The 25,531-nt window shown below is 67.9% G+C and carries 19 protein-coding genes; 9 read left to right on the top strand and 10 right to left on the bottom strand.

Annotation, left to right across the window (positions count from 1 at the left end; translation table 11 throughout):
- Positions 1 to 3 precede the first annotated feature (3 nt).
- Complete coding sequence (locus LF63_RS12350; protein WP_043102221.1) at positions 4 to 1,005, bottom strand: polyprenyl synthetase family protein; 1,002 nt, start codon at positions 1,003 to 1,005, stop codon at positions 4 to 6.
- 124 nt (positions 1,006 to 1,129) lie between these two features.
- On the opposite strand from LF63_RS12350, the gene LF63_RS12345 reads away from it, so the two are divergent.
- The 3 genes from LF63_RS12345 (at position 1,130) to LF63_RS12335 (ending at position 3,913) form a co-directional block, all read left to right on the top strand.
- Positions 1,130 to 2,335, top strand: coding sequence for an MFS transporter (locus tag LF63_RS12345; RefSeq protein WP_043102218.1), 1,206 nt, complete (start codon positions 1,130 to 1,132; stop codon positions 2,333 to 2,335).
- A 457-nt stretch (positions 2,336 to 2,792) separates the two neighbouring features.
- On the top strand, positions 2,793 to 3,311 hold the full coding sequence (gene ssb / locus LF63_RS12340; RefSeq protein ID WP_043102217.1) for a single-stranded DNA-binding protein: 519 nt from the start codon (positions 2,793 to 2,795) through the stop codon (positions 3,309 to 3,311).
- A 191-nt stretch (positions 3,312 to 3,502) separates the two neighbouring features.
- Entirely contained in the window at positions 3,503 to 3,913 is a 411-nt protein-coding gene (locus LF63_RS12335) for a VOC family protein (RefSeq protein WP_043102213.1), read from the top strand.
- A gap of 15 nt (positions 3,914 to 3,928) precedes the next feature.
- On the opposite strand, the gene LF63_RS12330 is transcribed toward LF63_RS12335, so the two are convergent.
- The 6 genes from LF63_RS12330 to pgmB all read right to left on the bottom strand — a co-directional run bounded on the left by LF63_RS12330 (position 3,929) and on the right by pgmB (position 15,855).
- On the bottom strand, positions 3,929 to 5,323 hold the full coding sequence (locus LF63_RS12330; RefSeq protein WP_043102211.1) for a sigma-54-dependent transcriptional regulator: 1,395 nt from the start codon (positions 5,321 to 5,323) through the stop codon (positions 3,929 to 3,931).
- An 87-nt stretch (positions 5,324 to 5,410) separates the two neighbouring features.
- Positions 5,411 to 6,469 carry an alpha/beta hydrolase gene (locus tag LF63_RS12325; RefSeq protein WP_043102208.1) on the bottom strand — a complete coding sequence of 353 codons (1,059 nt, stop codon included), beginning with the start codon at positions 6,467 to 6,469 and terminating at the stop codon, positions 5,411 to 5,413.
- Positions 6,470 to 6,483: 14 nt separating this feature from the next.
- Complete coding sequence (locus LF63_RS12320) at positions 6,484 to 7,740, bottom strand: MFS transporter (protein ID WP_052395056.1); 1,257 nt, start codon at positions 7,738 to 7,740, stop codon at positions 6,484 to 6,486.
- A gap of 79 nt (positions 7,741 to 7,819) precedes the next feature.
- Entirely contained in the window at positions 7,820 to 10,102 is a 2,283-nt protein-coding gene (locus tag LF63_RS12315) for a glycosyl hydrolase family 95 catalytic domain-containing protein (protein WP_052395054.1), read from the bottom strand.
- 131 nt (positions 10,103 to 10,233) lie between these two features.
- The gene (locus tag LF63_RS12310) at positions 10,234 to 12,759 is read right to left on the bottom strand and encodes a TonB-dependent receptor (RefSeq protein WP_043102206.1); all 2,526 of its coding nucleotides are present in this window, start codon (positions 12,757 to 12,759) and stop codon (positions 10,234 to 10,236) included.
- Between the two features lie 75 nt (positions 12,760 to 12,834).
- Positions 12,835 to 15,855 carry a beta-phosphoglucomutase gene (gene pgmB, locus LF63_RS12305; protein ID WP_043102204.1) on the bottom strand — a complete coding sequence of 1,007 codons (3,021 nt, stop codon included), beginning with the start codon at positions 15,853 to 15,855 and terminating at the stop codon, positions 12,835 to 12,837.
- A gap of 255 nt (positions 15,856 to 16,110) precedes the next feature.
- Here pgmB and LF63_RS12300 point away from each other — a divergent pair, with 255 nt between their 5' ends.
- Positions 16,111 to 17,121, top strand: a complete 1,011-nt coding sequence (locus LF63_RS12300) for a LacI family DNA-binding transcriptional regulator (RefSeq protein WP_425477050.1) — start codon at positions 16,111 to 16,113, stop codon at positions 17,119 to 17,121.
- 9 nt (positions 17,122 to 17,130) lie between these two features.
- Here the strand turns inward: LF63_RS12300 and LF63_RS16415 are convergent, their stop codons facing one another.
- Both LF63_RS16415 and LF63_RS12295 read right to left on the bottom strand, forming a co-directional pair.
- Positions 17,131 to 17,520, bottom strand: a complete 390-nt coding sequence (locus LF63_RS16415) for a sensor histidine kinase (RefSeq protein ID WP_338047262.1) — start codon at positions 17,518 to 17,520, stop codon at positions 17,131 to 17,133.
- Positions 17,493 to 18,725 (bottom strand): histidine kinase dimerization/phospho-acceptor domain-containing protein, encoded by a 1,233-nt coding sequence (locus tag LF63_RS12295; protein ID WP_338047261.1) that lies wholly within the window; start codon positions 18,723 to 18,725, stop codon positions 17,493 to 17,495. Before LF63_RS12295 ends, LF63_RS16415 begins: the two co-directional genes overlap by 28 nt.
- Positions 18,726 to 18,963: 238 nt before the next feature.
- Here LF63_RS12295 and sucC point away from each other — a divergent pair, with 238 nt between their 5' ends.
- The 3 genes from sucC (at position 18,964) to LF63_RS12280 (ending at position 22,788) form a co-directional block, all read left to right on the top strand.
- Positions 18,964 to 20,172 carry an ADP-forming succinate--CoA ligase subunit beta gene (sucC, locus tag LF63_RS12290; protein WP_268746056.1) on the top strand — a complete coding sequence of 403 codons (1,209 nt, stop codon included), beginning with the start codon at positions 18,964 to 18,966 and terminating at the stop codon, positions 20,170 to 20,172.
- Between the two features lie 13 nt (positions 20,173 to 20,185).
- Entirely contained in the window at positions 20,186 to 21,058 is an 873-nt protein-coding gene (gene sucD, locus LF63_RS12285) for a succinate--CoA ligase subunit alpha (protein ID WP_043102199.1), read from the top strand.
- Between the two features lie 80 nt (positions 21,059 to 21,138).
- A complete protein-coding gene (locus LF63_RS12280) occupies positions 21,139 to 22,788 on the top strand; it encodes an NAD+ synthase (protein WP_043102198.1) in 1,650 nt (549 codons plus the stop codon).
- 10 nt (positions 22,789 to 22,798) lie between these two features.
- Here LF63_RS12280 and LF63_RS12275 read toward each other — a convergent pair whose 3' ends face one another.
- Positions 22,799 to 23,614, bottom strand: coding sequence for an outer membrane protein assembly factor BamD (locus LF63_RS12275; protein WP_052395050.1), 816 nt, complete (start codon positions 23,612 to 23,614; stop codon positions 22,799 to 22,801).
- Positions 23,615 to 23,683: 69 nt separating this feature from the next.
- Between LF63_RS12275 and rluD the strand changes: the two genes are divergently transcribed.
- Both rluD and pgeF read left to right on the top strand, forming a co-directional pair.
- Positions 23,684 to 24,643: a 23S rRNA pseudouridine(1911/1915/1917) synthase RluD gene (rluD, locus tag LF63_RS12270; RefSeq protein WP_043102193.1), complete on the top strand. Its 960-nt coding sequence runs from the start codon at positions 23,684 to 23,686 to the stop codon at positions 24,641 to 24,643.
- Between the two features lie 71 nt (positions 24,644 to 24,714).
- Positions 24,715 to 25,473, top strand: a complete 759-nt coding sequence (pgeF, locus tag LF63_RS12265; protein ID WP_043102191.1) for a peptidoglycan editing factor PgeF — start codon at positions 24,715 to 24,717, stop codon at positions 25,471 to 25,473.
- Positions 25,474 to 25,531 lie beyond the last annotated feature (58 nt).

Raw genomic sequence — 25,531 nt, 5'->3', positions numbered from 1 at the left:
TTCTCAGAACGTGCGTTCGACCGCGTAGTCGGCCAGCGTCAGCAGCGCCTGGCGATGTTCGGAGTCGGGCAGGGTGTCCAGCGCTTCGCGCGCGGCCGCCGCGTGCTGCTGGGCGCGGCGGCGGGTGCGTTCCAGTGCCCCGGACTCGCGGATCGAGGCGACGATCTGCTCCAGCCCGTCGAGGCCGCCGTGACGGATGGCCTCGCGCAGCGCCTCGGCTTGCTCCGCCGGCGCGTTCTGCAGGGCGTAGATCAACGGCAGCGTCGGCTTGCCTTCGGCCAGGTCGTCGCCGATGTTCTTGCCGATGGTGTCGGCGTCGGAGACGTAGTCCAGCAGGTCGTCGGCGATCTGGAAGGCGTAACCCAGCTCCATGCCGTAGCGACGCAGCGCCGCGCACTGCGCCGGCGGCAGGTCGGCCAGCACGCCGCCCAGCTCGGTGGCGGCGGCGAACAGCACCGCGGTCTTGCGCTCGATCACCTGCAGGTAGTCGTGCTCGGTGACGTCGGCGTTGCCGATGTTGAGCAGCTGCATCACCTCGCCGGCGGCGATGGTGTTGGTGGTGTCGGCGAGGATGCGCAGGATCGGCAGCCGCTCCAGTTCCACCATCAGCTGGAACGAGCGCGAGTACAGGAAATCGCCGACCAGCACGCTGGCCGCGTTGCCCCACACCGCGTTGGCGGTGCTGCGGCCGCGGCGCAGGTCCGATTCGTCCACCACATCGTCGTGCAGCAGCGTGGAGGTGTGGATGAACTCGATCACCGCCGCCAGCTTGATGTGCGCCTGACCGGCATAGCCGCCGGCACGCGCCGCCAGCGTGTGCAGCATCGGCCGCAGGCGCTTGCCGCCGCCGCCGATGATGTGTTCGGCGACCTGGTTGATCAGCACCACGTCCGAGCTGAGCCGGTCGCGGATCAACGCATCGACGGCCGCCATGTCGGGCGCGGCGAGGTCGCGCACGGAGGCGAAGTCGACGGAACGCGGGCGGGCGTCGGCGGATACGGACATGGACACGGCTGACCTGGATACCGGGAAGAAGTGCCCAATTATAGGGTGCGACGCCTTGCCGGGGGCGGGTCGCTATGATCGATGTCTATAATGACCGATTACTCGACGTGAGGATGCCGCTTCCGTGAGCAAGCTCAGCAGACAGGAAATTCGCAGCGCCTCGGCGCTGGCCAGCGTGGTCGGCATGCGCATGTTCGGCCTGTTCCTGATCATGCCGGTATTCACCGCCTATGCGCGGCATCTGCCCGGCGCGACCGCGTTCCTGGTCGGACTGGCGATGGGCATCTACGGTTTCGGCCAGGCCCTGCTGCAGGTGCCGATGGGCATGCTCTCCGACCGCATCGGGCGGCGCCTCACGATCACGCTGGGCCTGCTCGTGTTCATCGCCGGCAGCCTGATCGCGGCCTTCGCGCACGGCATCGTCGGCATCATCGTCGGTCGCGCGATGCAGGGCATCGGTGCGGTGTCCGGCGCCAGCCAGGCGCTGGCCGCGGATCTTTCGGAGCCGGAGAACCGCAGCAAGGTGATGGCGATCATCGGCATCAGCGTGGGCATGGCGTTCATCCTGGCGATCATCCTCAGTGCGCCGCTGGCCGCCGCGGGCGGACTGGAAGGCCTGTTCGGCACCACCGCGGTGCTGGCGCTGGGCGCGATGATTCTGCTGTGGGTGCTGGTGCCCAAGCCGGAGCTGCATCGCGCGCCGGCCGCGGCCGGTTTCGACGATGTGCTGCACATGCTGGTGAAGCCGCGACTGCTGGTGCTCAACGCCTCGGTGTTCGTCATGCATGCCATGCTGACGGCCAGCTTCGTGGTGCTGCCGCTGGTGCTGGCGCGCGAGACCGGCATGCCGTTGCAGCACCAGTGGGAGCTCTATCTGCCGGTGATGCTGCTGTCGGTGGTCGTGATGGGCGGCGTGCTGCGCCGCGTGCGCACCGTGTCCGGCAGCCTGAAGCTGGTGCTGGTATGCGCGCTGGGGCTGGCGCTGGCGTTGTGCGGTTTTGCCGCCGCCGGCGAGAGTCACGTGTGGCTGTGGATCGGCGCCTGCCTGTTCTTCAGCTGCTTCAATCTGCTGGAGGCGACTCTGCCCAGCCTGGTTTCGCGGCTGGCGCCGCAGCACATGCGCGGGGCGGCGCTCGGCGCTTATGCGACCTGCCAGTTCCTCGGCGCTTTCGTCGGCGGCCTGCTCGGCGGCATCGGCATGGGCCAGTGGAGCTACGCCAGCGTGTTCCTGATGTCCGCCGTGCTGGCGCTGCCCTGGGCGGCGCTGGTGCTCTGGGGCATGCGCAACGCCGATATCCAGGGCGCGCTGTCCGAGTCGTCGCCCGCCTGAGTGGCGGGCCGGGACCGGTTCCAGGCGGACAAGCGCGCGCTCGGGTTCGGGAACGGCCTTGGCCGATGCGCATCGCGCGTCAGGGAAGCCTCCGTCGACTCGGCCGCCAGGCGTGCCGTTTCATCCGGGCCTGGCCTTGGCGCTTCGTCGGACCGCTCGCCGCCGCGCGGGCGCTCGCTGCTGTCCGGGCCGGTCGATCGTGAAGCAAGGGCTGGCGTGGTGCGATGATCCCTGCATCGCCCCGGGGCTTGCGACTACGCGCCGCATGGCACACATTGCAGGTCCGGCTGCGGCGTTCACGAAGCGGAATACGGCCTCGTGACGGTATCCAAGCCCGGCCGCAGCCCGGTACTATGGACGGGTCGCAGGCGTACTCTGCGGCAATCGCGAACAGCCGCGGGTTGCCGGGACGAAGCCCTGCAAGAACACCGATTATCCAGATAAAAGGCGAAAGAATATGGCGAGCAGAGGAGTCAACAAGGTCATCGTGGTCGGCAATCTCGGCGCGGACCCGGAGACGCGCTATACCGCCAGCGGCACGCCGATCACCTCGCTGAGCGTGGCCACCAGCGAACAGTGGACCGACAAGCAATCCGGCCAGAAGCAGGAACGCACCGAGTGGCACCGCGTGAAGATGTTCGGTCGTCTGGCCGAGATCGCCGGCGAGTACCTGCGCAAGGGCCGTCAGGTCTACATCGAGGGTTCGCTGCGCACCGACAAGTACACCGGCAAGGACGGCATCGAGCGCTACTCGACCGAGATCATCGCCAACGAGATGCAGATGCTCGGCGGCGGCAGCGAGATGGGCGGCGGCGGTGCTGGCGGCGGTAGCGGCGGTTACCGCAACGCGCCTCAGCAGCGCTCGGGTGGCGGCGGCGGTGGTGGTCGTCCCGCACCGTCGCAGCAGTACGGCGGTGGTGGCGCGCCTGCGCAGGGCGGCGGTGGCGATTTCGTCGACGACGACGTGCCGTTCTGATCCCGTCGTCGTTGCGACGTCATGCGATGAAAAAGCCCGCGGCGACGCGGGCTTTTTCGTGTCCGGACGCCGCGCAGTTCGCACGCATGGATGCGTCTGCTGACACCACGCTGTCAGTGGGGGGCGACTAGCTTCTGCGGCACGCGATGCGGCACGGGTGCCGCGTGCGTCCACTCACCGAGGAGCAACGCATGGACTTTGTCTCGATTCGCCTGATCACCGACGACATCACGTGTCTGGTGGATTTCTACGCGCACGTCACCGGCGTCTCGCCCACGTGGTACACCGAAGACTTTGCGGAGCTGAGGATGCCGTCCTGCACGCTGGCCATCGGCAGCACGCGGACGCTGGCGCTATTCGACGATGAAGATGCAGCGCGCGCCGCCGACAACCGCTCGGCGATCCTCGAGTTCCGCGTCGAGGACGTCGATGCCGCCTTCGAGCGCTTGCACGACACCTTGCGCGACGTCGTGCAGAAACCGAAGACGATGCCGTGGGGCAACCGCTCGCTGCTGGTACGCGATCCGGACGGCAACCTGGTCAACCTGTTCGCGCCGGTCACGGACGCGGCCCGCGAGCGGCTCGACGGCGTGACGGTGTAGGCGAGGCCAGCGGTCTCAGTCGATGTCGAGCTTCTTCAGCTTGTAGCGCAGCGCGCGGAAGGTGATGCCCAGCTTCCGCGCCGCGGCGGTCTTGTTGTAGCGCGTTTCCTCCAGCGCCTTCATGATCGCCTCGCGCTCCAGGTTGGAGATGTAGTCGTCCAGCGGCTGGTCGCTGTTGTGCGGCGGCGGCGCGGCTTCGGCACTCGTGCTCGCGGCGGCCGGTGCGCCGGGCGCGCTCTGGGTGCGCGGCGCGTGGTCGGGCAGCATCAGATCGTCCGGCTGCACGGTGTCGCCTTCGCACATGGCCAGGGCGCGTTCGAGAATGTTCTCCAGTTCGCGCACGTTGCCGGGGAAGGTGTAGCTGCGCAGGGCGGCATAGGCCTCGTCGCTCAGCGACACGCGCGACTCGCCGTTCTCGCGCGACAGGCGTTCGAGGATCACATCGGCCAGTTCGCGCACGTCGTCACCGCGGTCGCGCAGCGGCGGAATCTGCAGTTCGATCACGTTGATGCGGTAGAACAGGTCCTGGCGGAAATGGCCATGCTCGACCAGTTCGGCCAGATTTTTGTGCGTGGCCGAGAGAATGCGCACGTCCACGCTGACCTCGCCGCGGCCGCCGATCGGGCGCACGGCTTTCTCCTGGATCACGCGCAGCAGCTTGACCTGCATGTGCAGCGGCAGTTCGGCGACCTCGTCGAGGAACAGCGTGCCGCCGTGGGCGGTCTGGAACAGGCCTTCCTTGTCGGCGTGCGCGCCGGTGAAGCTGCCTTTCTTGTGACCGAAGAACTCGCTTTCCATCAGCTCGGACGGAATGGCGCCGCAATTGACCGGCACGAACGGCGCGCCGGCACGCGGGCCCTGCTCGTGGATCAGGCGTGCGGCCAGTTCCTTGCCGGTGCCGGACTCGCCGCTGATGTAGACCGGCGCCTGACTGCGCGCCAGCTTGCCGATGGTGGTGCGTACCTGTTGCATCGCTGTGGACGAACCGATCAGGCGGCTGCCGATGGGCGTGCTTTCCGATTCCTCGCTGTTGCGGCGCTCCTCGGACAGGCGCAGCGCGGTCTGCACCAGGTTGCGCAGCACCTTGATGTCGACCGGCTTGGAGACGAAATCGAAGGCACCGGCCTTGAGCGCGTTCACCGCGGCGTCGACGTTGCCGTAGGCGGTGATCATCGCCACCGGCATGTCCGGATGTTCCTCGGCGATCAGCTCGATCAGGTCCTGACCGGAGCCGTCCGGCAGACGCATGTCGGTGAAGCAAAGGTCATAGGCGTTCTCGCCCAGCAGTTGCCGTGCTTCGGCGACGTTGCTGGCGGCGTCGACCTCGAGATCCATGCGGCCGAGGGTGATGGTCAGCAGTTCACGGATGTCGCGTTCGTCGTCGACGACCAGGACGCTCTGTTTGCTCATGGCATCTGCGTGGAAAAGGGGCGGATAGAAGCATACCCGCAGTGTTCAACGGCGGCAAAGGCGTTTCGCCGCCCGATTTGACTGCGGTCAATGGCCCAGATGGCGATTGAAGAAGCGCACCATGACGGCGTAGGCCTGCTGCGATTCGGGCATGTCGGCATCGGAGAAGAAGGCGTGCCACATGCCGTTCCAGATGTGCAGCTCGGCGTCCACGCCTTCGCGTTCGAGCAGGTTGGCGCTGTAGACCATCGAGCTCATGGTGAAGTCGCGAGTGCCGGTGATCAGCAAGGTGGGCGGGAAGCGGGCGATCAGCTTCGGGTCGTCGGCCGGGAACGCCAGCGGGTCGTCGGCCTGTGCGCCGCGGAAGTAGGGCAGGTCGATCAGCTTCAGCGGATGCGTCACCGGGTCCCCGCCGCTGAGCATCGGCGCCAGGTAGGCCGAGTCGCCGCCGAGGTCGGTCAGCGAGCCGCAATAGGTGCCGATGGCGCCGGGCGCGGGCAGCTTGTGCACGAGGATGCGCGCGGTGGCTTCGGCGGTGAGGACGCCGCCGGCCGAGCAGCCGTAGATGCCGATGTCGGCGGCCTTGTAGCGTTTCAGGAGCGCACGGTACACCGCCTCGACGTCCTTGCTGGCGGCGGGGAACACGTGTTCCGGTCCCTGCCGGTAGTCCACGCTGACGACGCGGAAGCCGCCCACGCCGGCCAGCGGAATCGACTCCACCAGGCCGCCGTACTGCGCGCCCCACAGGAACGCGCCGCCGTGCAGGTTGACCAGCACGCGGTGGCGCTGCACCGGCGCGACGCCTTGGGCCGGGGTCACGATCTGCACCGGCACGCCGCCCAGCTTCGTGCGCTCGATGCGCACCGACCAGCGCTGGCGCATGTCCTGTGCGCGGGCGCGGTTGATCTTGGCGTAGTAGGCGCGGCTAGCCTGGATCGGTCCGTCCAGCGGCGGCGCGTGCCGACCCTGTTCGAGCATGCGTCGGAACACCGCGCGCGAGGCGGGCGAGGCGAAGCTGGAATACGGCACGGTGCTCGTCTGCAGCTTCACGGCATCGGCCTGCGGTGCGGACGATGGCGGGGTAGCGCTGGCGCTGGCGGCGGCGAACGCGAACGCGGCGAAGGCGGCGAGGGTGTGCATGCGCATGGCGAGCGTCTCCGTCAGGCCTGAGCCGGCACCAGCCGCGTTTCGCGGCGGAACACCACCAGACAGCCCAGGATCAGCACCATCGGCACCAGCGTCAGGTAGAACGCGGTCTGGCCGCTGAACAGGCGGAATACGGTGCCGGTGATGAACGAGCCCAGCGTGCCGCCGAGCGCGGAGAACACCACGATCAGACCAGTCATCGCCGCGTGGCGGTCCTTGGGCAGGGCGCTCAGCATCACCGAATTGACCACCGGATAGATCGGCGCCATCAGCAGACCGATCAGCGGGAAGGCGTAGGTCACCAGCGGCGCGTTGAACCAGTTCACGTCCGGGTTATGCGGCACGTGCGCGGCCAGCGGCAGGGTCAGGATGACCAGCGCGGCCATGCCCACCAGGCAGATTGTGATCAGCGTGAACCAGTGGATGCGCCGCAGCAGCAGGCCGGCGCTGAGACGGCCGATCGCCAGCGAGCCGGCGTAGATGCTGGCCGCCTGCACGCTCATCGCCGCCGGCAGTTGCAGGATCTCGCGGTTGAAGGTGGGCAGCCACGTGCCCACGCCCTGTTCGATCAGCTCGTACAGGAAGATCAGCGCGATGAAGGTGTAGATCATGCGCTTGACCAGCAGGCGCAGCATGTCCATGAACGCCGCAGGGCGGCCGGCTTCGTCGCCGTGCGCGGCCGATTCGTCCATGCGCGAGAACGCCAGCAGCACCGCCACCGCCAAGCTGATCGCGGCCAGCACCCAGTACACGTTGACCCACACTAGGTTGCCGGGATCGGCATCGTCGATGAAGGCGCCGAACAGCCAGTAGCCGCTGAGCATGCCGGCCATGAACAGGCCTTCGAGGATGTTCATCATGCTGGCGTGGCGCTGGCGGTCGGGCGTCAGCAGGCCGATGGACGAATACACCGCGACCTTGATCAGGGCAAAGGTGCTGCCGATGATCGCGAAGGTGACCTCGGTCATGCCGAACACCGGATGCATCGCCATCGCCACGCAGGCGCCGGCCACCAGCACGTGGCCCAGGATCATCGCGCGCCGATAGCCCAGCTTGGGCAGGTACGAGGCGGTGACGAAGGACACCGTGGCGATGGACAGGTCCTTGAACGCCTCCAGCACGCTGCCGGTTTCCTTGCTGATGGCGAAGCTGGCGATGGACTGCGCGATCACCGTGCCGACGCTGTTGAGCAGCACGGCGTAGACCATGTAGCTCAGTCCGATGGACAGGAAGATGAGGTATCGGGACGAAGTCGAGGTCGTGGTGGGCATCGGCGCTACCGGTCGTCGGAAAGGAAGGGGAACACCGGCGTACCGGCGCAGTATGTCGGGAGGCGGCGCGCAGCGCACATCATGGTTGCGCCCCGGTCGCGGCGTGGACGACGCTCGGCGGCAGGCCGCGCAGGCGCACGTGTCCCGAGGCATCGCGGTCGACGACGATGTCGTAGCGCTGACCGCGATAGTCGACGTTGCGCAGCGTCATGGACGTCCACGACGGCGGCAGCACCGGCGGATAGGCGGCGCGCAATCCGCCGTGCTCCAGACGCAGGCCGCTGAGTCCGTAGACCAGGCTCTGCACGAAGCCGGCCGAGGTTGCCAGGATGTAGCCGGCGTTGTTGGCGCGGGTCTCGGTGCGCACGTTGAACGGCGGCTTCAGGAAGCCGTGCAGGTTGTGATCGATCCAGTAGCCGGTGCGCGGGGCGTCGCCTAGTTCGGCCTCGGCCACGGCCAGCATCACCATCATCATTTCGTTGGGATCGTCGCCGTGCGTCTTCAGTTGTTCGAGCTGCCAGGTCAGGTCGTTGCGGCGCACCGCCGGCGTCATCGGCAAGTCCAGATTGGGATACATCAGCCAGGCCAGCGACGAACCCATCCAGGTGATCTTGTCGTGCGGTGCGGACGGGTCGAAGTCGTAGTGACGCTGCGCGCGCGCGTCGAACGGCACGTACATCGCGTCGGCAATCGTCGTCCAGCGCGGATCGGGCTTCGCGCCGACAAGCTTCGCAGCGCGCACGGCGATGCGCAGCGCCTTGCGTGCGGCGGCGTTGGTGAAGCTGTCGTTGGGCACGTCGTCATAGGCCTCGTCGGGCGAGGTGACGTGCAGGATCTCGAAGCGCTTCGCGGCCTTGTTCCAGGTCACGCGGCTGGCCCAGAAACGGGCCACGTCGCGGATCACCGGCCAGCCGGTGTGTTTCAGCCAGGCGCGGTCGCCGGTGGCGAGGTAGTACTGCCACTGGGCGATGGCAACGTCGGCGTTGACGTGGATTTCGCGCCAGGCCTCGTGGGCGAAGTGGGGCGTGTTGTCGATGCCGGTCTGCGGGTCGGCTTCCCACGGATACATCGCGCCCTTCACGCCGAATTGCCTGGCGCGATCGAGCGCCTGCGGCAGCGTGCGGTGGCGGAACATGACGATGGGCTTGGCGCGCTCGGGATGCAGCAGGAGCAGGGCCGGGAACACCCACGAGTCGCTGTCCCAGAAGGCGTGGCCGGCGTAGTTCGGCGTCAGCGCGCACGCGCCCATCGGCCAGGCGGTGTCGGTGGTGGTGTTGGACAGCAGGTAGTAGAGGTCCGAATGCACGGCCTTCTGCGCGCGCGGATCGCCATCGATGACGATGTCGCTTTGCCACAGCCGGTGCCAGGCGGCGCGATGCTCGGCCAGCAGTGCGTCGAGGCCGCGTGCGCGCGCGGCCTGCGCCAGGGCCCGGTCGGCCTGTGCGTCGCCGCCCCAGTCTTGCCGCGAGGCGGCCACGTATTTGACGAAGGTGTAGGTGTGGCCGGCTTCGACCTCGGCCGTCAGGTCCAGCGACAGGCGATGCGGTCCCTGGTGCAGCTTCAGCGAGCGCAGCGCAAGTCCGTCGGGCAGGTCCAGCGCCGCCGCCATTGCCATGCGCAGGCCCTGCACGGCCCGGCCGTCCACGCGCAGCGTGCGCGCTTTCGTGTCGCCGCGCGCATCGAGCATGCGCGTGTAGCCGGGATACCAGATCGGCGCGCGGTCGGCGGTGGGTACCGGCTTGTTGCCGAGGTTCTGGCCGCTGGCGATCACGGCGTCGGTCAGTTGCTGGTAATCCAGCTTGCCGATGGCGAAACGTGGCGCGTGCTGCGACCACAGCCGCAGCGGGAAGCGCAGTTGTACGGTGCCGTTGAATTGCGGGGTGATCGTGAAGCGCGTCGCCGCGAGGTGCTTGTCGGCCTGGCTGACGAAGGTGGTCACGCGCACGTCGGTGGCGCGGTGCGCGTAGTCGAAGCGGTAGCGCGTGCGCAGCGTGCCGTCGCGCATGTTCAGCGTCTGCGCGTAGTCGGCGAAGTGCGTGGCATCCAGACGCACGGCGTTGAGCCAGCCACCGCCCGGGTTGTAGTCGACCTCGCTCCAGCCGGGAATGGCGGCCGGGCGCGAGATGTCATCCCGGGTGTAGTCCATGAACGCGGCCATGTAGGCGCGCGCCGGGCCGGTGCCGCGCGGCGTGCTCATGGTCGAGAAGTAGCCGTTGGCCAGATAGGTCGGGAAGTAGTGGCCGAAGTCGTGCGACGTGGCGGTCAGCAGGAAGCTGTCCGGCGTGGCGGCCGACGCCGAGGCGCAGGCGCAGGTCAGCGCCAGCAGGCTCGACAGCAGGCGTGCGGTGAAACGAGGTCGCATGAAGACTCCGGCTGGCGTGCACGTCGTCCGTGGCGTGCCGCGGGAGAGGGCAGGCGGCCGCGGCCACCTGAAGAGGAAGCCCCGGACGCGTTCGGGGACGCGTCCGGGGAAAGTGCGGGGGAGACCCGCGATCAGAGCTTGTACTTGGCCTGCAGGAACACTTCGCGACCGAAGATCGGACGCACCATTTCCAGGCCGTTGCTGACGCCCGAATCGGTGACGCGGGCGTTGCCCTCGGTCAGGCCGATCTGGTTGGTCAGGTTGCTGCCCTGCAGACGGAACTGCAGGTGCTGGCCGACGTTGGCGACCACGCCGGCGCCGAGCGTGTAGTACGACGGCAGCGGCTGGGTGTTGCCGATATCGGAGTAGCGGAAGCCGACATGGGTGTAGGTCACGAACATGTTCAGGTCGCCCCAGCTGGTCGGCATGTCGTAGTCCGGCGTGAAGCGGAACTGCAGGCGCGGCTGGCGCTGCAGCACGTTGCCGTTGTAGTCGAAGCCCGGCGAGGAGCCGACCGCGGCCGAGTAGTAGTGCGTGTACACGCTGTCCTGCCAGTTGCCGGTCAGGTCGAACGACAGGTTGCGCGTCGGGCTGTAGCGGGCGGTGAAGTTCAGGCCGTGCGAGCTGGCGCCGTAGATGCTGGTGACGTTGTCGCCGTTGGCGGTGAACTGCTGGAATGGCACGCCGTCGAAGATGCGGCGGAACGCGGTCAGGCTGGTGTAGAACTGGCGGTTCTGGAACTTGAAGCCGGCCTCGAAGTTCTTGATCCGCTGCACGTTGGCCTGGCCGCTGCGCAGGTCGTCGAAGCCGGGGAAGTGCACGCCTTCGTTGACGCGGCCGTACACGCTCATGTTCGGCGTGATCTCGTAGTTCGCGCCGACGGTCCACGAGCCGTGCGTGTGCGAGTAGCTGATCGGGGTGAACGAGCCGTTCTCCACGGCGGTGTTGTTGTTGTAGGCCGTCAGCGGATTGCCGTCGAGGTCCATGCTGGTGTCGTTGGACACCGTGCCGTCGGCCTTCTGGTGCTCGACGCGCCAGCCGGCGTCCAGGGTCCAGGCGCCGAGCGTGATCTGGTCGGAGATGTAGCCGGCGATGTTGCGGCCGGTCCAGTTCTCGGTCAGGGCATAGAACGGACCGCTGATGACGCCGTTGCGCGACAGCTGCACGCCGTTGTCGAGCGTGGCGTCGATCAGACGCGCGTTGTTCTCGGCCGTGACCAGCATGTTGTTGCCCAGATACCAGTGGTCGTCGGACGAGTAGCTGGCCAGGTAGGTGCCCATGGTCAGGGTGTTGTTGTCCGACAGCTGCGCGCTGAGGCGGAATTCGTCGGAGAACGAGCGGATCTTCTTGTCGACCACCCAGAAGCCCAGCGAGGCCACGGCCTGGTTCGGGTCGACCGTGCCGCCGCCGTTGACGTAGGTGCCGGTGCCGGTGGTGGCCATGCCGCCGGCGGCGGTGACGATGTCCGGGTTGCCGTTGGCATTGGCGACTTCGCCGTCGATGTACTGACTGAACGATTCCGGCGAGAAGTTGTTGAACAGCGCGTTGGTCGGCATGTGGCCGGCGGTGACGTGGAACTTGTTGCTCAGCGTCCAGCCGTTGTCGAAGTACATGTTCAGGTTGGAGCCGAACATGTGGATGTCGCTGCCGCGACCCTTGGCCAGATCGGCGTTGATGGAGCCGGGCGGGTTGCCGGGCGAGACCTGGAAGTTGGCCGAGCGCAGCTCGTTGCCGGCGAAGGTGCCGGTCAGCGGGTCGAAGTTCTGGAACTGCGACACGCTCTTGCCGTCGGCGCTGACGCGCACCGGCACGTCGGTGATGAACAGGTTCTTGTCGTTCAGCGAACGCGCGTAGAACATGATGTCGCCGTTGTCGAAATCGCGCGACAGCGTGGCGGTCAGCTGGCCGCCCTCGTCGGCGGGGAACTGCGGCGAGCGCACGCCGTCGGAGGTGCGGTAGAAGCCGCCGACGCTGAAGAACCAGTTGTCCGACAGCTTGCCGCCATAGAAACCGTCGAGGCGGTACAGACCTTCCGAACCGTAGGTCACGCCGATGTCACCGCTCGGCTTGGCCGTGCCCTGGCGCAGGATGAAGTTGGCGGTGGCGCCGATCTGGCCGTTGCCGTAGACCGTGGCCGGACCGCCCTGCAGCACTTCCACGCGCTCGATGGTGTCGTCGATGCGGAACAGCGAGCCGTTGGCCATGAACGACAGCGTCGGCGTCGGATACACCGGCGAGCCGTCCAGCGCGAAGGTCACGAACGGGGCGTCGCCGCCGCCGGGGAAGCCGGCCAGCTCGATGTTGGCGCCGGTCTGGCCGCCGCTGGATTCGGCCCAGATGCCGGGCACGATCTTCAGCAGGTCGGCCGAACTGGACGGGTTGGCCTTCTTGATCTCGGTCTGGTTGGCGGTGGTGATGGAGAAGCTGGCATCGATCTTCTTGACGCCGGCGTAAGTGGCCGCGCCGGTGACCACGACCTGGTCGAGGGTCTGCGTGGTCTTGGCGTTGGCGTCCTGCGCCTTCTTCTGCGTGGTGGCGGTGCCGGCCGCGTTCTGGCCGGCCGGGCTGCCGTCGGCCGCGAAGGCGGGCGACGCCACCAGTGCGGCGACGATGGCCGCCGTCAGCGTCAGTCGGGTCAAGCGAGTTTGGCGTTGCATGGTGCTACCTCCCCAATACGTTCTGTTGTTTGCTGTGGTTGTTGGTGGTGCGAATCCGGTTCGGACGACGCTTCGCTAGGGCGTCGCAAAAGCTCCCAGGTCGAATGCGGCGATGTCCGGCAGCACGGCCTCGGCCGCGCCGAGTGCTTCGTGCGAGCCGATGCCCACGGCGCACATGCCGGCGGCGTGGATGCTGGCGATGCCCGCGGCGGCGTCCTCCACGCCGAGACAGGCGGAGGGTTCGACGCCCAGCCCGGCGGCCGCGGCGAGAAAGATTTCCGGGTCGGGCTTGGAGTGGCGGATGCCGTTGGCGTCGACGACGTAGTCGAACAGCTCGGCGATGCCGAGGCGTTCCAGCAGCAGCGGCGCGTTGCGGCTGGCCGAGGCCAGCGCGGTCTTGAGGCCGGCGGCGCGCACCGAGGCGACCGCTTCGCGCGCGCCGGGCAGCAGGTCCTGCGGGCCGAACTGCTCGATGCGTTCGCGGTAGTAGCTGTTCTTGCGCGCGGCCAGCGCGTCGCGCTCGGCTTCGTCGAAGCGGCGCGTGGCCTGTTCCAGCACGATGTCCAGCGAGGCGCGACGGTCCACGCCCTTGAGGCGCTCGCCGATGTCGTCGGCCAGCGGTGCGTCGATCTCGGCGGCAAGGCGGCGCCAGGCGGCTTCGTGCACGCCGGCGGTGTCGGCGATGACGCCGTCGAGGTCGAACACCACGGCCTCGAAGCGGCGCGGAAACGGCGAGGCCTGCGCGGTGCGCAGCGGACGCGTCAGCGTCTGGCCGGTCTGCAGTTCCAGGCGCTCGCCGTCGTGCTCGATGGTCAGGCGCGCGCCTTCGGTCAGGGTGTAGTGCGCGCCGTCGGCATCGACGGTCACGCGCAGATGCGCGTCGCGCCAACGCAGGCCGAAGCGGTAGCCGCGCCACGCGGCGGGCAGCGTCGGCGCCAGCACTGGATGGTCGGCGTGCAGGCGCAGGCCGCCGAAACCCCAGGCCAGTGCCTGCCAGCTGCCGGCCATGGCCGCCAGGTGCACGCCGTGCGCGGCGTTGCCGTGCGAGTCGTCCAGATCGACGCGCAGCGTGTCGAGGAAGTAGCGGTAGGCTTTCTCGACGTCGCCGACGTCGGCGGCCAGCACGCTGAAGGTCGAGGCCGATAGCGTCGAGTCGTGCACGGTGACGGCTTCGTAGTATTCGAGGTTGCGACGCTTGGCGACACGGTCGACCTGTTCGCCGGCCAGCACCAGCGCCAGCACCACGTCGGCCTGCTTGCAGACCTGGTGGCGGTACAGGGTGAGCGGGTGCATGCGCAGCAACAGCGGGCGCTTTTCGCCGTCGTCCGCGTCGTCGCGCGGCAGGCGCGGTTTATCGAGGAAGGTATCGTCCTGCGGGAACACGCCGGTGGCGGGATCGACCGGGAGGTACATGGCGTCCGCGGCCTGTCGCCACTGGGTGGCCTCGTCGTCGCGCAGGTCGATGCGCGCGGCCAGCGCCGCATGCGCTTCGGGGTGGCGTTCGGCGAGCCAGGCGGCGACGTCGGCGGCGTAGCGCAGATGCCGCTGCGCCATGCGGTTGGTGTAGTGGTTGTTGTCGACCAGTGCGGTGTATTCGTCCGGACCGGTGATCGCGGCGATGCAGAAGGCGCCGTTGCGGCGCGGATCGAAGTGACCGACATCGCGCCACACGCGTGCGGTCTCAAACAGGATCTCGGCGCCCTTGGCGAGCAGGAAATGCTCGTCGCCGCTGGCTTCGACGTAGGCGCGGATCGCCCACGCCACCGCCGCGTTGATGTGGTACTGCGCCGAGCCGCTGGGGAAGTAGGCCGAGCATTCGTCGCCGCTGATGGTGCGCCAGGCGAACAGCGCGCCGCGGGCGTGATTCATCTCGCGGGCGTGGCGGCGCGCCGGCTCCAGCACGCGGTAGCGGTATTCGAGCATGCTGCGCGCGAGTGCCGGATCGGTCGCCAGCATGGCCGGCAGCATGAAGACCTCGGCGTCCCAGAAGTAGTGGCCTTCGTAGCCTTCGCCGGTCAGGCCCTTGGCCGCGGCGCTGGCGTCGCCGTCGCGGCAGGTCGATTGGAAGACGTGGAACAGATTCAGGCGCAGCGCCTGCTCGGTCGCCGGGTCGCCGTCGATGGCGAGATCGGCGCTGTCCCAGAAGCGCTGCAGCAGTGCGGACTGGCGCTCGGCGAGCGCGTCGTAGCCTTGCGCAGCGGCGGCATCGAGTTCGGCCAGGGCGCGGTCGGCCAGCACGCCGGCTTCGACGGCGTCGCCCGGCGGCGTCCAGGCGTAGGCGACGTATTTTTCCAGCGTCACCGTCTGTCCGGGCGCCAGTTGCTGGGTGAAGGTCTGGGTGACGCTCTCCTCCGTCTGCGCATGCGCGCCGGCCGAGGCCGAAGTGCGCTGGCGTTGCGCGCAGGCGAGACGAACGTCGCTGTGCGTGGTCCGCTGGGTCAGCCAGGCGGCTTCGCCGTGCACGCCGCGACCGGTGACGCGCAGACCGCCCTGCACGCGCGTGCCGATGCGCGGATCGTCGCCCTGCGCGGCGGCGTGGCCGGCGCTCTTCAACTGCGAGTGCAGGCTGAGTTCGCCGTCGGCGTCGATCGAACGCACGCGGTAGCGGATCGCCAGCACGGCCTTGCGGTCGAGCGGGATCAGGCGTTCGGACTCGATTTCCAGCGTCGCCCCCTGCGGCGAGCGCCAGCGCAGGCGGCGCTGGTAGCGGCCGTGGCGAAGGTCGAGGCAGCGCTCGAAATCCAGCCATTCGCCCTGGTCCAGATCCAGCGGTTTGCCATCGAGCTGCAGTGCGATGCCGATGCCGTCGGCGATGGGCAGGCGCGTGTCGGTGGTGCGGGCGAAGCCGGGGAAGCGCTCGTGGTACTCGATCGGGGTGCGTTCCCAGATACCGCTGAGGAAGCTGCCGTGGCTCGGGCTGCGGTCTTCCTCCAGGCCGGCGCGGACGCCCAGGTGACCGTTGGCGAGTGCGAAAAGACTCTCATCCTGGGCGAAACCCGCACGCGCGGTGCGACGTCGGACGAAGCGCCATGGGTCGATCGATGCCTGTGCGTCGGTCCTGGCATCGTGGGCGTCAGTCGTCGTTGCCTCGTGCATGCTGCGATGTGCTCCCCGGTTCGATGAGTCGTCGGTTCGGGGTGGCTGCGTGCCGCGTCGGCCGCCCCCGGTCCGTGATGGTCGGCGAGGATACGTCCGAATGATATCGATATCAAGTTATCGATATCATTGTTTGCCGGAGCGGCCGTGAAATGTCCCGAGCGCATGTGCCGGAAGGCATGGACGGCGGCGGTATGAGTGGACATACTGGTTCGGAGGCCGTCCGGCCGTGGACCGGGCATCCGGGGTAGACCGTTGACGAAACCGAAGAAAAAGCAGCCCAGCGCACCGCGTCCCGGCCTGACCATGGCCGATCTCGCCGATCTGGCCGGGGTGTCGAAGATCACCGTGTCGCGCGCGCTCGCCGACAGTCCGCTGGTCAACATCCGCACGCGCACGCGGGTGCAGGAGCTGGCGCGAGAACACGGTTACAAGCTCAATGTCAGCGCGCGCAATCTGCGTTTGCGGCGTAGCCACACCATCGCGGTCATCGTCGAGATGAAGCCCAGCAGCGACCGCACCATGTGGGATCCGTATCCGCTGACCCTGCTCGGCGGCATCTCGCAGGAACTGACTTCGGCCGGCTACAGCGTGCTGCTGACCACGCGGCAAGGGTCGAGCGCGGCGGCGGTGCAGGCGGCCGATGGCGTGATCCTGCTGGGTCAGGGCGTGCGCCAGGATGCCGTGCGGCTGTACGACAAGCTGGGCCTGCCAATGGTGGTGTGGGGCGCGAAGTCGGTCGGCGACAGCCATGTGGTGGTGGGCAGCGACAACCGCCACGGCGGCATTTCCGTGGCCGAGCGCTTCGTGTCCATCGGTCGGCGCCACCCGGTGTTCATCGGCAACCCGGATCACCCCGAGATCGCCGAGCGTCTGCACGGCTTCGTCGACGAGTTGGCGCGGCACAACGTCAAGCCGCTGCTGATGCGGCGCGACGAGTTCACGCTGTCGTCCGGCGTCGATGCGGTGCATTCGCTGTCGCGGCGCAAGGCGCGTTTCGACAGCATCTTCGCCTGCAGCGACTTGCTGGCGATGGGCGCGATCCGCGCGCTGGTCGAGCTGGGGCATCAGGTGCCCAGCGACGTGTCGGTGGTCGGTTACGACGATTCGCCGCTGGGCGCGAGCTTCCTGCCGCCGCTCAGTTCGGTGCGGCAGAACTGGCAGGAGGGCGGCATGCTGCTGGCGCGCAAGGTGCTGGCGCTGGTGGAAGGTCAGCCGGCCGAGTCGGAAATGCTGCCGACCACGCTGGTGGTGCGCGCGACCTGACGATCCGGATCAGGCGTCGCTCTGCGCCGGTGCCTGCGCGGGGGGCGCCAGGGTGATGCGGAAGCAACTGCCGCCGCCGGCCACCGGCACGTATTCCAGTTCCGCCTGATTGGCGTCGCACATCTGCTTGCACAGGTACAGGCCCAGGCCGGTGCCGTATTCGTGCGTGGTGTAGAACGGCTCGAAGATCTGCGCGGCGACCTTGGTCGGGATGCCCGGACCGCGGTCGACGACTTCGAGCAGCGGCGGACCGGCGTCGCTGGCCGCGCGCGAGATCAGCATCACGCGCGCCGGCTCGCCGGGCATGCGGCCGTAGCGCAGGGCGTTCTGCACGAGGTTCCAGATCACTTGCTGCAGATGCTGCGGGTCGATCACCGCTTCGACCGCATTGGATTGCACGATGGCGCGCAGCGAATCGCTGCCGAGGTCGTTGCTTTCGCTGTATTCGTCGACGAATCCAGCGCCCAGGCGTTGAGGTCGAGCGTCTCCGGTCGCGAGCGCTCGCGTCGCGAGAGCTGCAGGATGTTCTCGATGATCTCGTTGAGCCGGCTGCAGTGATTGTTGATGATCTCGACCATGCGCTGGTCGGCGTCGACCAGGTCTTCCGATTCGGCCAGCAGCTGGGCCGAGTAGCGGATCGCCGCCAGCGGGTTGCGGATCTCGTGCGCGATGGAGGCGGACAGGCGTCCCAGCGAGGCCAGCGTGAGTTCCTCGGCACGGCGCGATACCAGCGAGGTGTCGTCGAGGAAGATCAGGATGTTGGAGTCGTCGTTGGCGGCCAGCCGGGTGAAGCGCGGCACGATCTCGGGTACGCCCTCGGCCAGCGCGATGGCGGTTTCGTCGAGCTTGCCGTAGTGCCGCCAGTGGAACAGGCGACGCGACAGCTCCGGCGCCAGCGTGCCGAGGTCGCGCTGGCTCATCGGCGGGCTGCCCAGCAGCATCCAGGCCGATTCGTTGAACTGGTGCACCTGGTTGCCGTCGTCAACCAGCAGCACGCCGGTCTTCATGCGACGGATGATGAGTTCGTTGACCTGGGCCAGATTGGCCAGGTCGAGGCCGCGCCGCTGTGCCAGCTCCTCGGACGCGCGCATCTGTCGGCCGAGGATGTTGCACATGCCGGCGGCGGCCATGTAGACGATGCCGAACAGCGCGCTTTCCAGCAGTTCGCCGTCGAAGCCGTTGAACTTGGGCGTCAGGAAGACCTGGCCGAGCAGGCCCAGCGCCGCCAGCGCGGCGAAGAACAGCGCCAGGCGCATCGGCAGCACCAGCGCGGCGCCGGCCAGGTTGACCATCAGCATCATGGCGATGCCGATGCGCGCGTTGTGCATGGCCATCACCGCGGCGATCGCGATGACGATGTCCAGGGTGATCGCGATCGCGGTGTACAGCGCGGGACGGCTCAGCCAGGCGCGGGTGCGCAGCAGGGCGATGACGGCATAGATCATGGCCGCGATCGCCACGGCCTGGGCCAATGCGGGGCGATCGGGATTGAGCCACTTGTTGCTCAGCGTGCCGTAGGCCAGCACGCCGTAGACCACGGCCTGTGCGAATCGGAACCAGTTGAGGAAGTAGAGTTCGCGGCGGGCCATGCTGGCGCTGGACATAGGATTCCCGTGGCGTGAGTCGGTCGCGTGGATGCCGTCGGAGAGCGGTCCGAAGTTGCCGGAAGTATAGCCGCGCCGGGCGTTTCCGCGTGTGTCCGGGGGCATGACGGCGCAAGCGCCCCTTTCCATCGGGCGGCGGTTCTAGGACAATAGCGGGCTGTCGCGTGCGGATTCGCTGGGGACGCCTCGTCCATATCCCGCCGCCGTGCATCCATCGCCGTCGCCGTGCCCGCGCTTCCTGCGCCCGCTCCCCGACTGCGCGTTCCACGTACGTTCGAGGTATCGAATGAACTTTCACGAGTATCAGGCAAAAGAGCTGTTCGCGCAGTACGGGATCACCGTGCCGCCGGGCAAGGTGGCCGATTCGGCCGACGCTGCCGTGGAGGCCGCCAAGGCCCTGGGCGGCAGCCAGTGGATGGTCAAGGCGCAGATCCACGCGGGCGGTCGCGGCAAGGCCGGCGGCGTCAAGTTCTGCAAGAGCCTGGACGAGGTCAAGGCCGCCGCGGCAGGCATGCTCGGCACCAATATGGCCACCTACCAGTCGGGCGGCCGCGCGCTGCCGGTGAATCTGGTGCTGGTCACCGACGCGACCGACATCGCGCGCGAGCTGTACCTGTCGATCCTAGTCGACCGCGACACCAAGTCGATCTCCTTCATCGCCTCCAAGCACGGCGGCGTGGACATCGAGCAGGTCGCCAAGGACACGCCCGAAGACATCCACACCATCGCCATCGACTACGTCGAGGATCTGCAGCCGTACCAGTGCCGCCAGATCGGTTTCGCGATGGATCTGAACGCCAAGCAGGTGCGTCAGCTGACCGGCATCATGCTGGGCCTGTACAAGCTGTTCAACGAGAAGGACCTGTCGCTGGTCGAGCTGAACCCGCTGGCGGTGCTCGAGGACGGCAGCCTGGCCGCGCTGGACGGCAAGGTGAACTCCGACGACAACGCCGAGTTCCGCCACAAGGATCTGGCCGCCATGCGCGACCTGACCCAGGAAGACCAGGCCGAAGCGGCCGCGGTCGAGCACAACCTGAACTACGTGACCATGGACGGCACCATCGGCTGCATGGTCAACGGCGCGGGTCTGGCGATGGCCACCATGGACGTGATCAAGCTGGCGGGCGGCGAGCCGGCCAACTTCCTCGACGTCGGCGGCGGCGCCACCAAGGAGCGCGTGACCGAGGCCTTCAAGCTGATCCTGTCCTCGGACAAGGTCAAGGCCATCCTGGTCAACATTTTCGGCGGCATCGTGCGCTGCGACCTGATCGCCGAGGGCATCATCGCCGCGGTCAAGGAAGTGGGCCTTCAGATCCCCGTGATCGTGCGCCTGCAGGGCACCAACGTCGAGAAGGGCCGCGAGCTGCTGGCCAACTCCGGCCTGGCGATCACGCCGGCCGACGATCTCAACGACGCGGCGCAGAAAGCCGTCGCCGCGGCGAAGTGAGGAGCATCAAGGCATGAGCGTACTTGTCAACAAGAACACCAAGGTGATCGTGCAGGGCTTCACCGGCCAGCAGGGCACCTTCCACGCCGAGCAGGCGATCGACTACGGCACCCAGATCGTCGGCGGCGTCACGCCGGGCAAGGGTGGCGAAACGCATCTGGATCGTCCGGTCTTCAACAGCGTCAGCGAAGCCGTCGAAGACACCGGCGCCAACGCCTCCGTGATCTTCGTGCCGCCGCCGTTCGCGGCCGACTCGATCCTGGAAGCCATCGACGCCGGCATCGAAGTCATCGTCGCCATCACCGAAGGCATCCCGGTGCTGGACATGCTGCGCGTGCGCAACGTGCTGGACGCGCATCCGGAGACCGTGCTGATCGGCCCCAACTGCCCCGGCATCATCACCCCGGGCGAGTGCAAGATCGGCATCATGCCGGGCCACATCCACACGCCGGGCAACGTCGGCATCGTGTCGCGTTCGGGCACGCTGACCTATGAAGCCGTGTTCCAGACCACTAACGAAGGCCTGGGCCAGTCGACCTGCATCGGCATCGGCGGCGATCCGATCCAGGGCATGAACTTCATCGACTGCCTGAAGCTGTTCCAGGACGATCCGCAGACCCAGGGCATCATCATGGTCGGCGAGATCGGCGGCAGCGCCGAGGAAGACGCGGCGGAGTTCATCGCCGAGTACGTGACCAAGCCGGTGGTGTCGTTCATCGCCGGTGCGTCCGCGCCTCCGGGCAAGCGCATGGGCCACGCCGGCGCCATCATCTCCGGCGGCAAGGGCACGGCCGAGGCCAAGTTCGCCGCGCTGGAGAAGGCGGGCGTGACCACGGTCAAGTCGCCGGCCGATCTGGGCAAGGCGCTGGCCGAGCGCATGAAGTAGGCTCATCGTCCGGCCTACGGATGAAGTCGAAGGCCGCGGCATGTCCGCGGCCTTCGCGTATCGAGACAAAGGAACCAAGCATGGCAGTTTTGCGGTTCGCCCTGGCGCAGCATGACTTCGCCGTCGGCGCGGTCGACGCCAACGCCGCGCGGGCGATCGATCTGGCGCAGCGCGCGCGCGCCGGCGGCGCCGATCTGGTGGTCTTCCCCGAGCTGACCGTCAGCGGTTATCCGCCGGACGACCTGCTGCGGCGCCCCAGCTTCATCGCCGCCTGCGACGCGGCCGTGGCGCGCGTGGCGGGCGAGACGTCCGGCATCGACGTGCTGCTCGGCCATCCCGCCGAGGCCCGTGCCGTGGCGCACACCGCCGACGAGCACGCCTTCCAGCGTCCGCTGCTCAACGCCGTGAGCCTGCTGCGCGACGGCCGCGAGCACACGCGCTACGCCAAGCATGCGCTGCCCAACTACGGCGTGTTCGACGAGAAGCGCTATTTCACGCCCGGCACCGACCCGCACGTGGTCGAGATCGCCGGCGTGCGCGTCGGTCTGCTGATCTGCGAAGACGTGTGGATCGACGCGCCGGTCGACGCCGCCTGCGCGGCCGGCGCGCAACTGCTGGTGGTGCCCAACGCCTCGCCCTACGACACCGGCAAGCAGGCCGAGCGCCTGACGGTGCTGCAGCGACAGGCCAAGCGGCACGGCGTGGGCATCGCCTACGTCAACGTGGTCGGCGGGCAGGACGATGTGATCTTCGACGGCGCGTCGCTGCTGATCGACGCCGACGGCCGCGTGGCCGCACGCGCGCCGGCCTTCCGCGAACATCTTTTGCATGCAAGCTTCGATGCCGCGAGCGGTCGCTTCACGGCGGAGGCGTGGCCCGAAGTCGCCGATGATGCCGAGCAGGTGCTGTACGACGGTCTGGTCTGCGGCATCCGCGATTACGTGACCAAGAACGGCTTCCCCGGCGTGCTGCTGGGGTTGTCGGGCGGCATCGATTCAGCGCTGACGCTGGCGCTCGCGGTCGACGCGCTGGGCGCGGATCGCGTGCAGGCGGTGATGCTGCCCTCGCGCTACACCTCGCAGCTGTCGCTGGACGGCGCGCGCGCGCAGGCCGAGACGCTGGGCGTGAACTACGAGATCGTGCCGATCGAGTCGAGCTTCGAGGCCATGACCGGGGCGCTGGAACCGGCATTCCACGGCAAGCCGGCGGATCTGACCGAAGAAAATCTGCAGGCGCGCATCCGCGGCGCCATGCTGATGGCGCTGTCCAACAAGCACGGCCGTCTGCTGCTGGCGACGGGCAACAAGAGCGAGATGGCGGTCGGGTATTCCACGCTGTACGGCGACATGTGCGGCGCCTACGCGCCCATCAAGGATGTCTACAAGACCCAGGTCTATCGCCTGGCGCGCTGGCGCAATCGCGCGGGCGTGACCATTCCCGAGGCGGTGATCGAACGTCCGCCGTCGGCCGAACTGCGCGCCGATCAGACCGATCAGGATTCCCTGCCGGCCTATGACGAGCTGGATGCGATTCTGGAACGCTTCGTCGAACGCGAGCAGTCGCGCGCGGACATCGTGGCTGCGGGCTTCGACGCCGAGACCGTGGAACGTGTCGCGACGCTGGTGCTGCGCAACGAATTCAAGCGCCGGCAGTCGGCGCCGGGACCAAAAATAACGCCGCGCGCGTTCGGTCGCGAGCGGCGTTATCCGATCACCTCGGGATGGAAGTGATCCGTATCCGTCAGTGGTGATTGACGAAGGGCACCATGCGCCGCCACACGGAAGCGAAGTGCGGCCAGTTCGGGTCCTTCAGGTACGGATGATTCGGGAAGTTCAGCTTCAGGACCTGGACGGCCTGGTCGGCCAGCTTGTCGCGACCCAGACCCTTGTAGCTGCGCGCCAGGATGGCCAGGGCGTCGCCGGCCTCCGGCGCGCGCTGGTAGTGCTCGATCACGTACTGGGCGCGGTGCGCGGAGGCCACGTACATCTTGTGCTTGAGATAGAACGTGGCGACGTTGATCTCGAACTGGGCCAGACCGTTGCGCAGAAAGATCATGCGCTGGCGCGCGTCGGCGGCGTACTTGCTGCCCGGGAAGCGGCGGGTCAGCTGGCTGAAGTCGTCGAAGGCCTGCAGGCGGTAGCCCTGGTCGCGACGCGACTGGTCCTGCTCGACGAAGCGTTCGACGATGCCGGTGGTGCGGTTGAAGTTGATCAGACCGCGCAGGTAGTAGGCATAGTCGATATGCTTGTGCGTCGGGAAGGTCTTGATGAACCGGTTGATCGTCGAGTAGGCGTCGTCCGGCTTGTTGTCCTTGTACTGCGCGTAGGCCAGTTCCACCTGCGACTGCTCGTTGTACTTGCCCGACGGGAAGCGTGCGATCAGCCGTTCGTAGGCCTTCTCCGCCGCGGCGTAGTCGCCTTTTTCCAGCGAAGTGTGGGCGTTCTGGAAGAGCTGTTCGACCGGCATGGTATTGATGTCGGCCTTGTTGCGGAACATCGCGCAGGACGCCACGGACAGAACCAGGACGAGAATGCTGAGTTGCTTGATAACGCGCATAGAGGACATTCGGGTGCTTGAGCGAAGGGCCATGATAGCGGAAACCGGACGATCGCCGGGGGATGGGGCATGAGCACGGTCGAGCACCGCGCGCAGGTCCCCCTGGACGAGGCGGGTCGGCGTTTGGACCAGGCGCTGGCGGCAATGTTCCCGCAGTATTCACGCTCGCGTCTGGGCAGCTGGATCCGCGATGGCGCCGTGACCGTCGACGGCGCGACGATGGCGCCCAAACAGCGCGTGCAGGGCGGCGAGTGGGTCGCCATCGAGGCGGTGCTGGAGGATGAGGTGCCGCTGGCGCCGCAGGCCATCGCGCTGGACATCCGCTACGAGGACGACGACCTGCTGGTGCTGAACAAGCCGGCCGGACTGGTCGTCCACCCTGGCGCGGGCAACGCCGACGGCACCCTGCAGAATGCCCTGCTGCACCACGATCCGCGTCTGGTCGAGCTGCCGCGCGCGGGCATCGTGCACCGGCTCGACAAGGACACTTCCGGACTGATGGTGGTGGCCAAGTCGCTGCCGGCGCATACGGCCCTGGTGGCCATGCTGTCGCGTCACGACGTGCAGCGACAGTACGCTGCGGTGGTGCGCGGTGCGCTGGTGGCCGGCGGCACGGTCGACGCGCCGCTGGGACGGCATTCGGTCGACCGCTTGCGCCAGGCGGTGCGCAACGAGGACAACGGCAAGCATGCGGTGACGCATTACCGCCTGCGCGAGCGCTTTCGCGCGCACAGCCTGATCCAGTGCAACCTGGAAACCGGCCGTACGCATCAGATCCGCGTGCACATGGCGCATGTGCAGCATCCGCTGGTCGGCGATCCGCTGTATGGCGGTCACCTGCACCTGCCCAAGGGCGCCAGCGAACGACTGGTCGAGACGCTGCGCGCATTCCGTCGTCAGGCGCTGCACGCCGAGCGGCTGGTTTTCGTGCATCCGATCCTCGGTAAGGAACTGGCGTTCGAGGCCGATGCGCCGCGGGACATGCAGTTGCTGATCGAAGCGCTGCGCGAGGATGCCGCGCAGGCATGAGCCGCGCTCCCCGGTGATCGACCGGAGACGGTATCCTCGGCACTTGCGTTCCACGGGTGCCTCATCGCCGCATGCACGATTCCTGGATTCTTCCCGACTGGCCCGCGCCCGCCGGCGTGCGCGCGGCGGTGAGCACCCGCATCGGTCCCGGTCTGTCGTCCCCGCCGTACGACCGCTTCAACCTGGGCACGCGTTGCGGCGACGATGCCGAGGCGGTGCTGAGCAATCGGCGCGCGCTGATGCAGGCGCTGGGGTTGCCGTCGGCGCCGCGCTGGCTGCGGCAGGTCCACGGCACCACCGTGGCCGAACTGGGGCCGCTGGCCGACGGCGAAGAGCCGAAGGCCGATGCGGCGGTGTCGCGGGTGCCGGGCACGGTGCTGGCCATCCTTACCGCGGATTGCCTGCCGGTGCTGCTGTGCAGCGACGACGGCGGCGAGATCGGCGCCGCGCATGCGGGTTGGCGCGGTCTGGCGGCCGGCGTGATCGAGGCCACCGTGCAGTCGATGACCGTGCGACCGGAGCATCTGCTGGCGTGGCTGGGGCCGTGCATCGGTCCACGGCACTACGAGATCGATGCGGCCGTGCGCGACGCGTTCCTTGCGGTCGACGCGCAGGCCGAGGCCGCATTTCAGTCGACCCGCGCGGGACATTGGCAGTGCGACCTCGCGCTGCTGGCGCGGCAACGTCTACATCGGCTGGGTGTGACGCGCATCCACGGCGGCGGCTTCGACACCTTCGGCGACGCACGCCTGTACTCCTATCGCCGCGACGGCGCGGCCAGCGGCCGCTTCGCCAGCCTGATCTGGACCCGGACGCGCAGCGCGACTTGAAGCCCGTCCGGGCGACCGCATTTCGGAATGCAGAGCGACGGCACCGCCGTCCAACCCT

This window comes from Oleiagrimonas soli (assembly GCF_000761445.1).
GTDB lineage: Bacteria > Pseudomonadota > Gammaproteobacteria > Xanthomonadales > Rhodanobacteraceae > Oleiagrimonas > Oleiagrimonas soli.
This window is presented reverse-complemented; position numbering and strand designations above follow the sequence as displayed.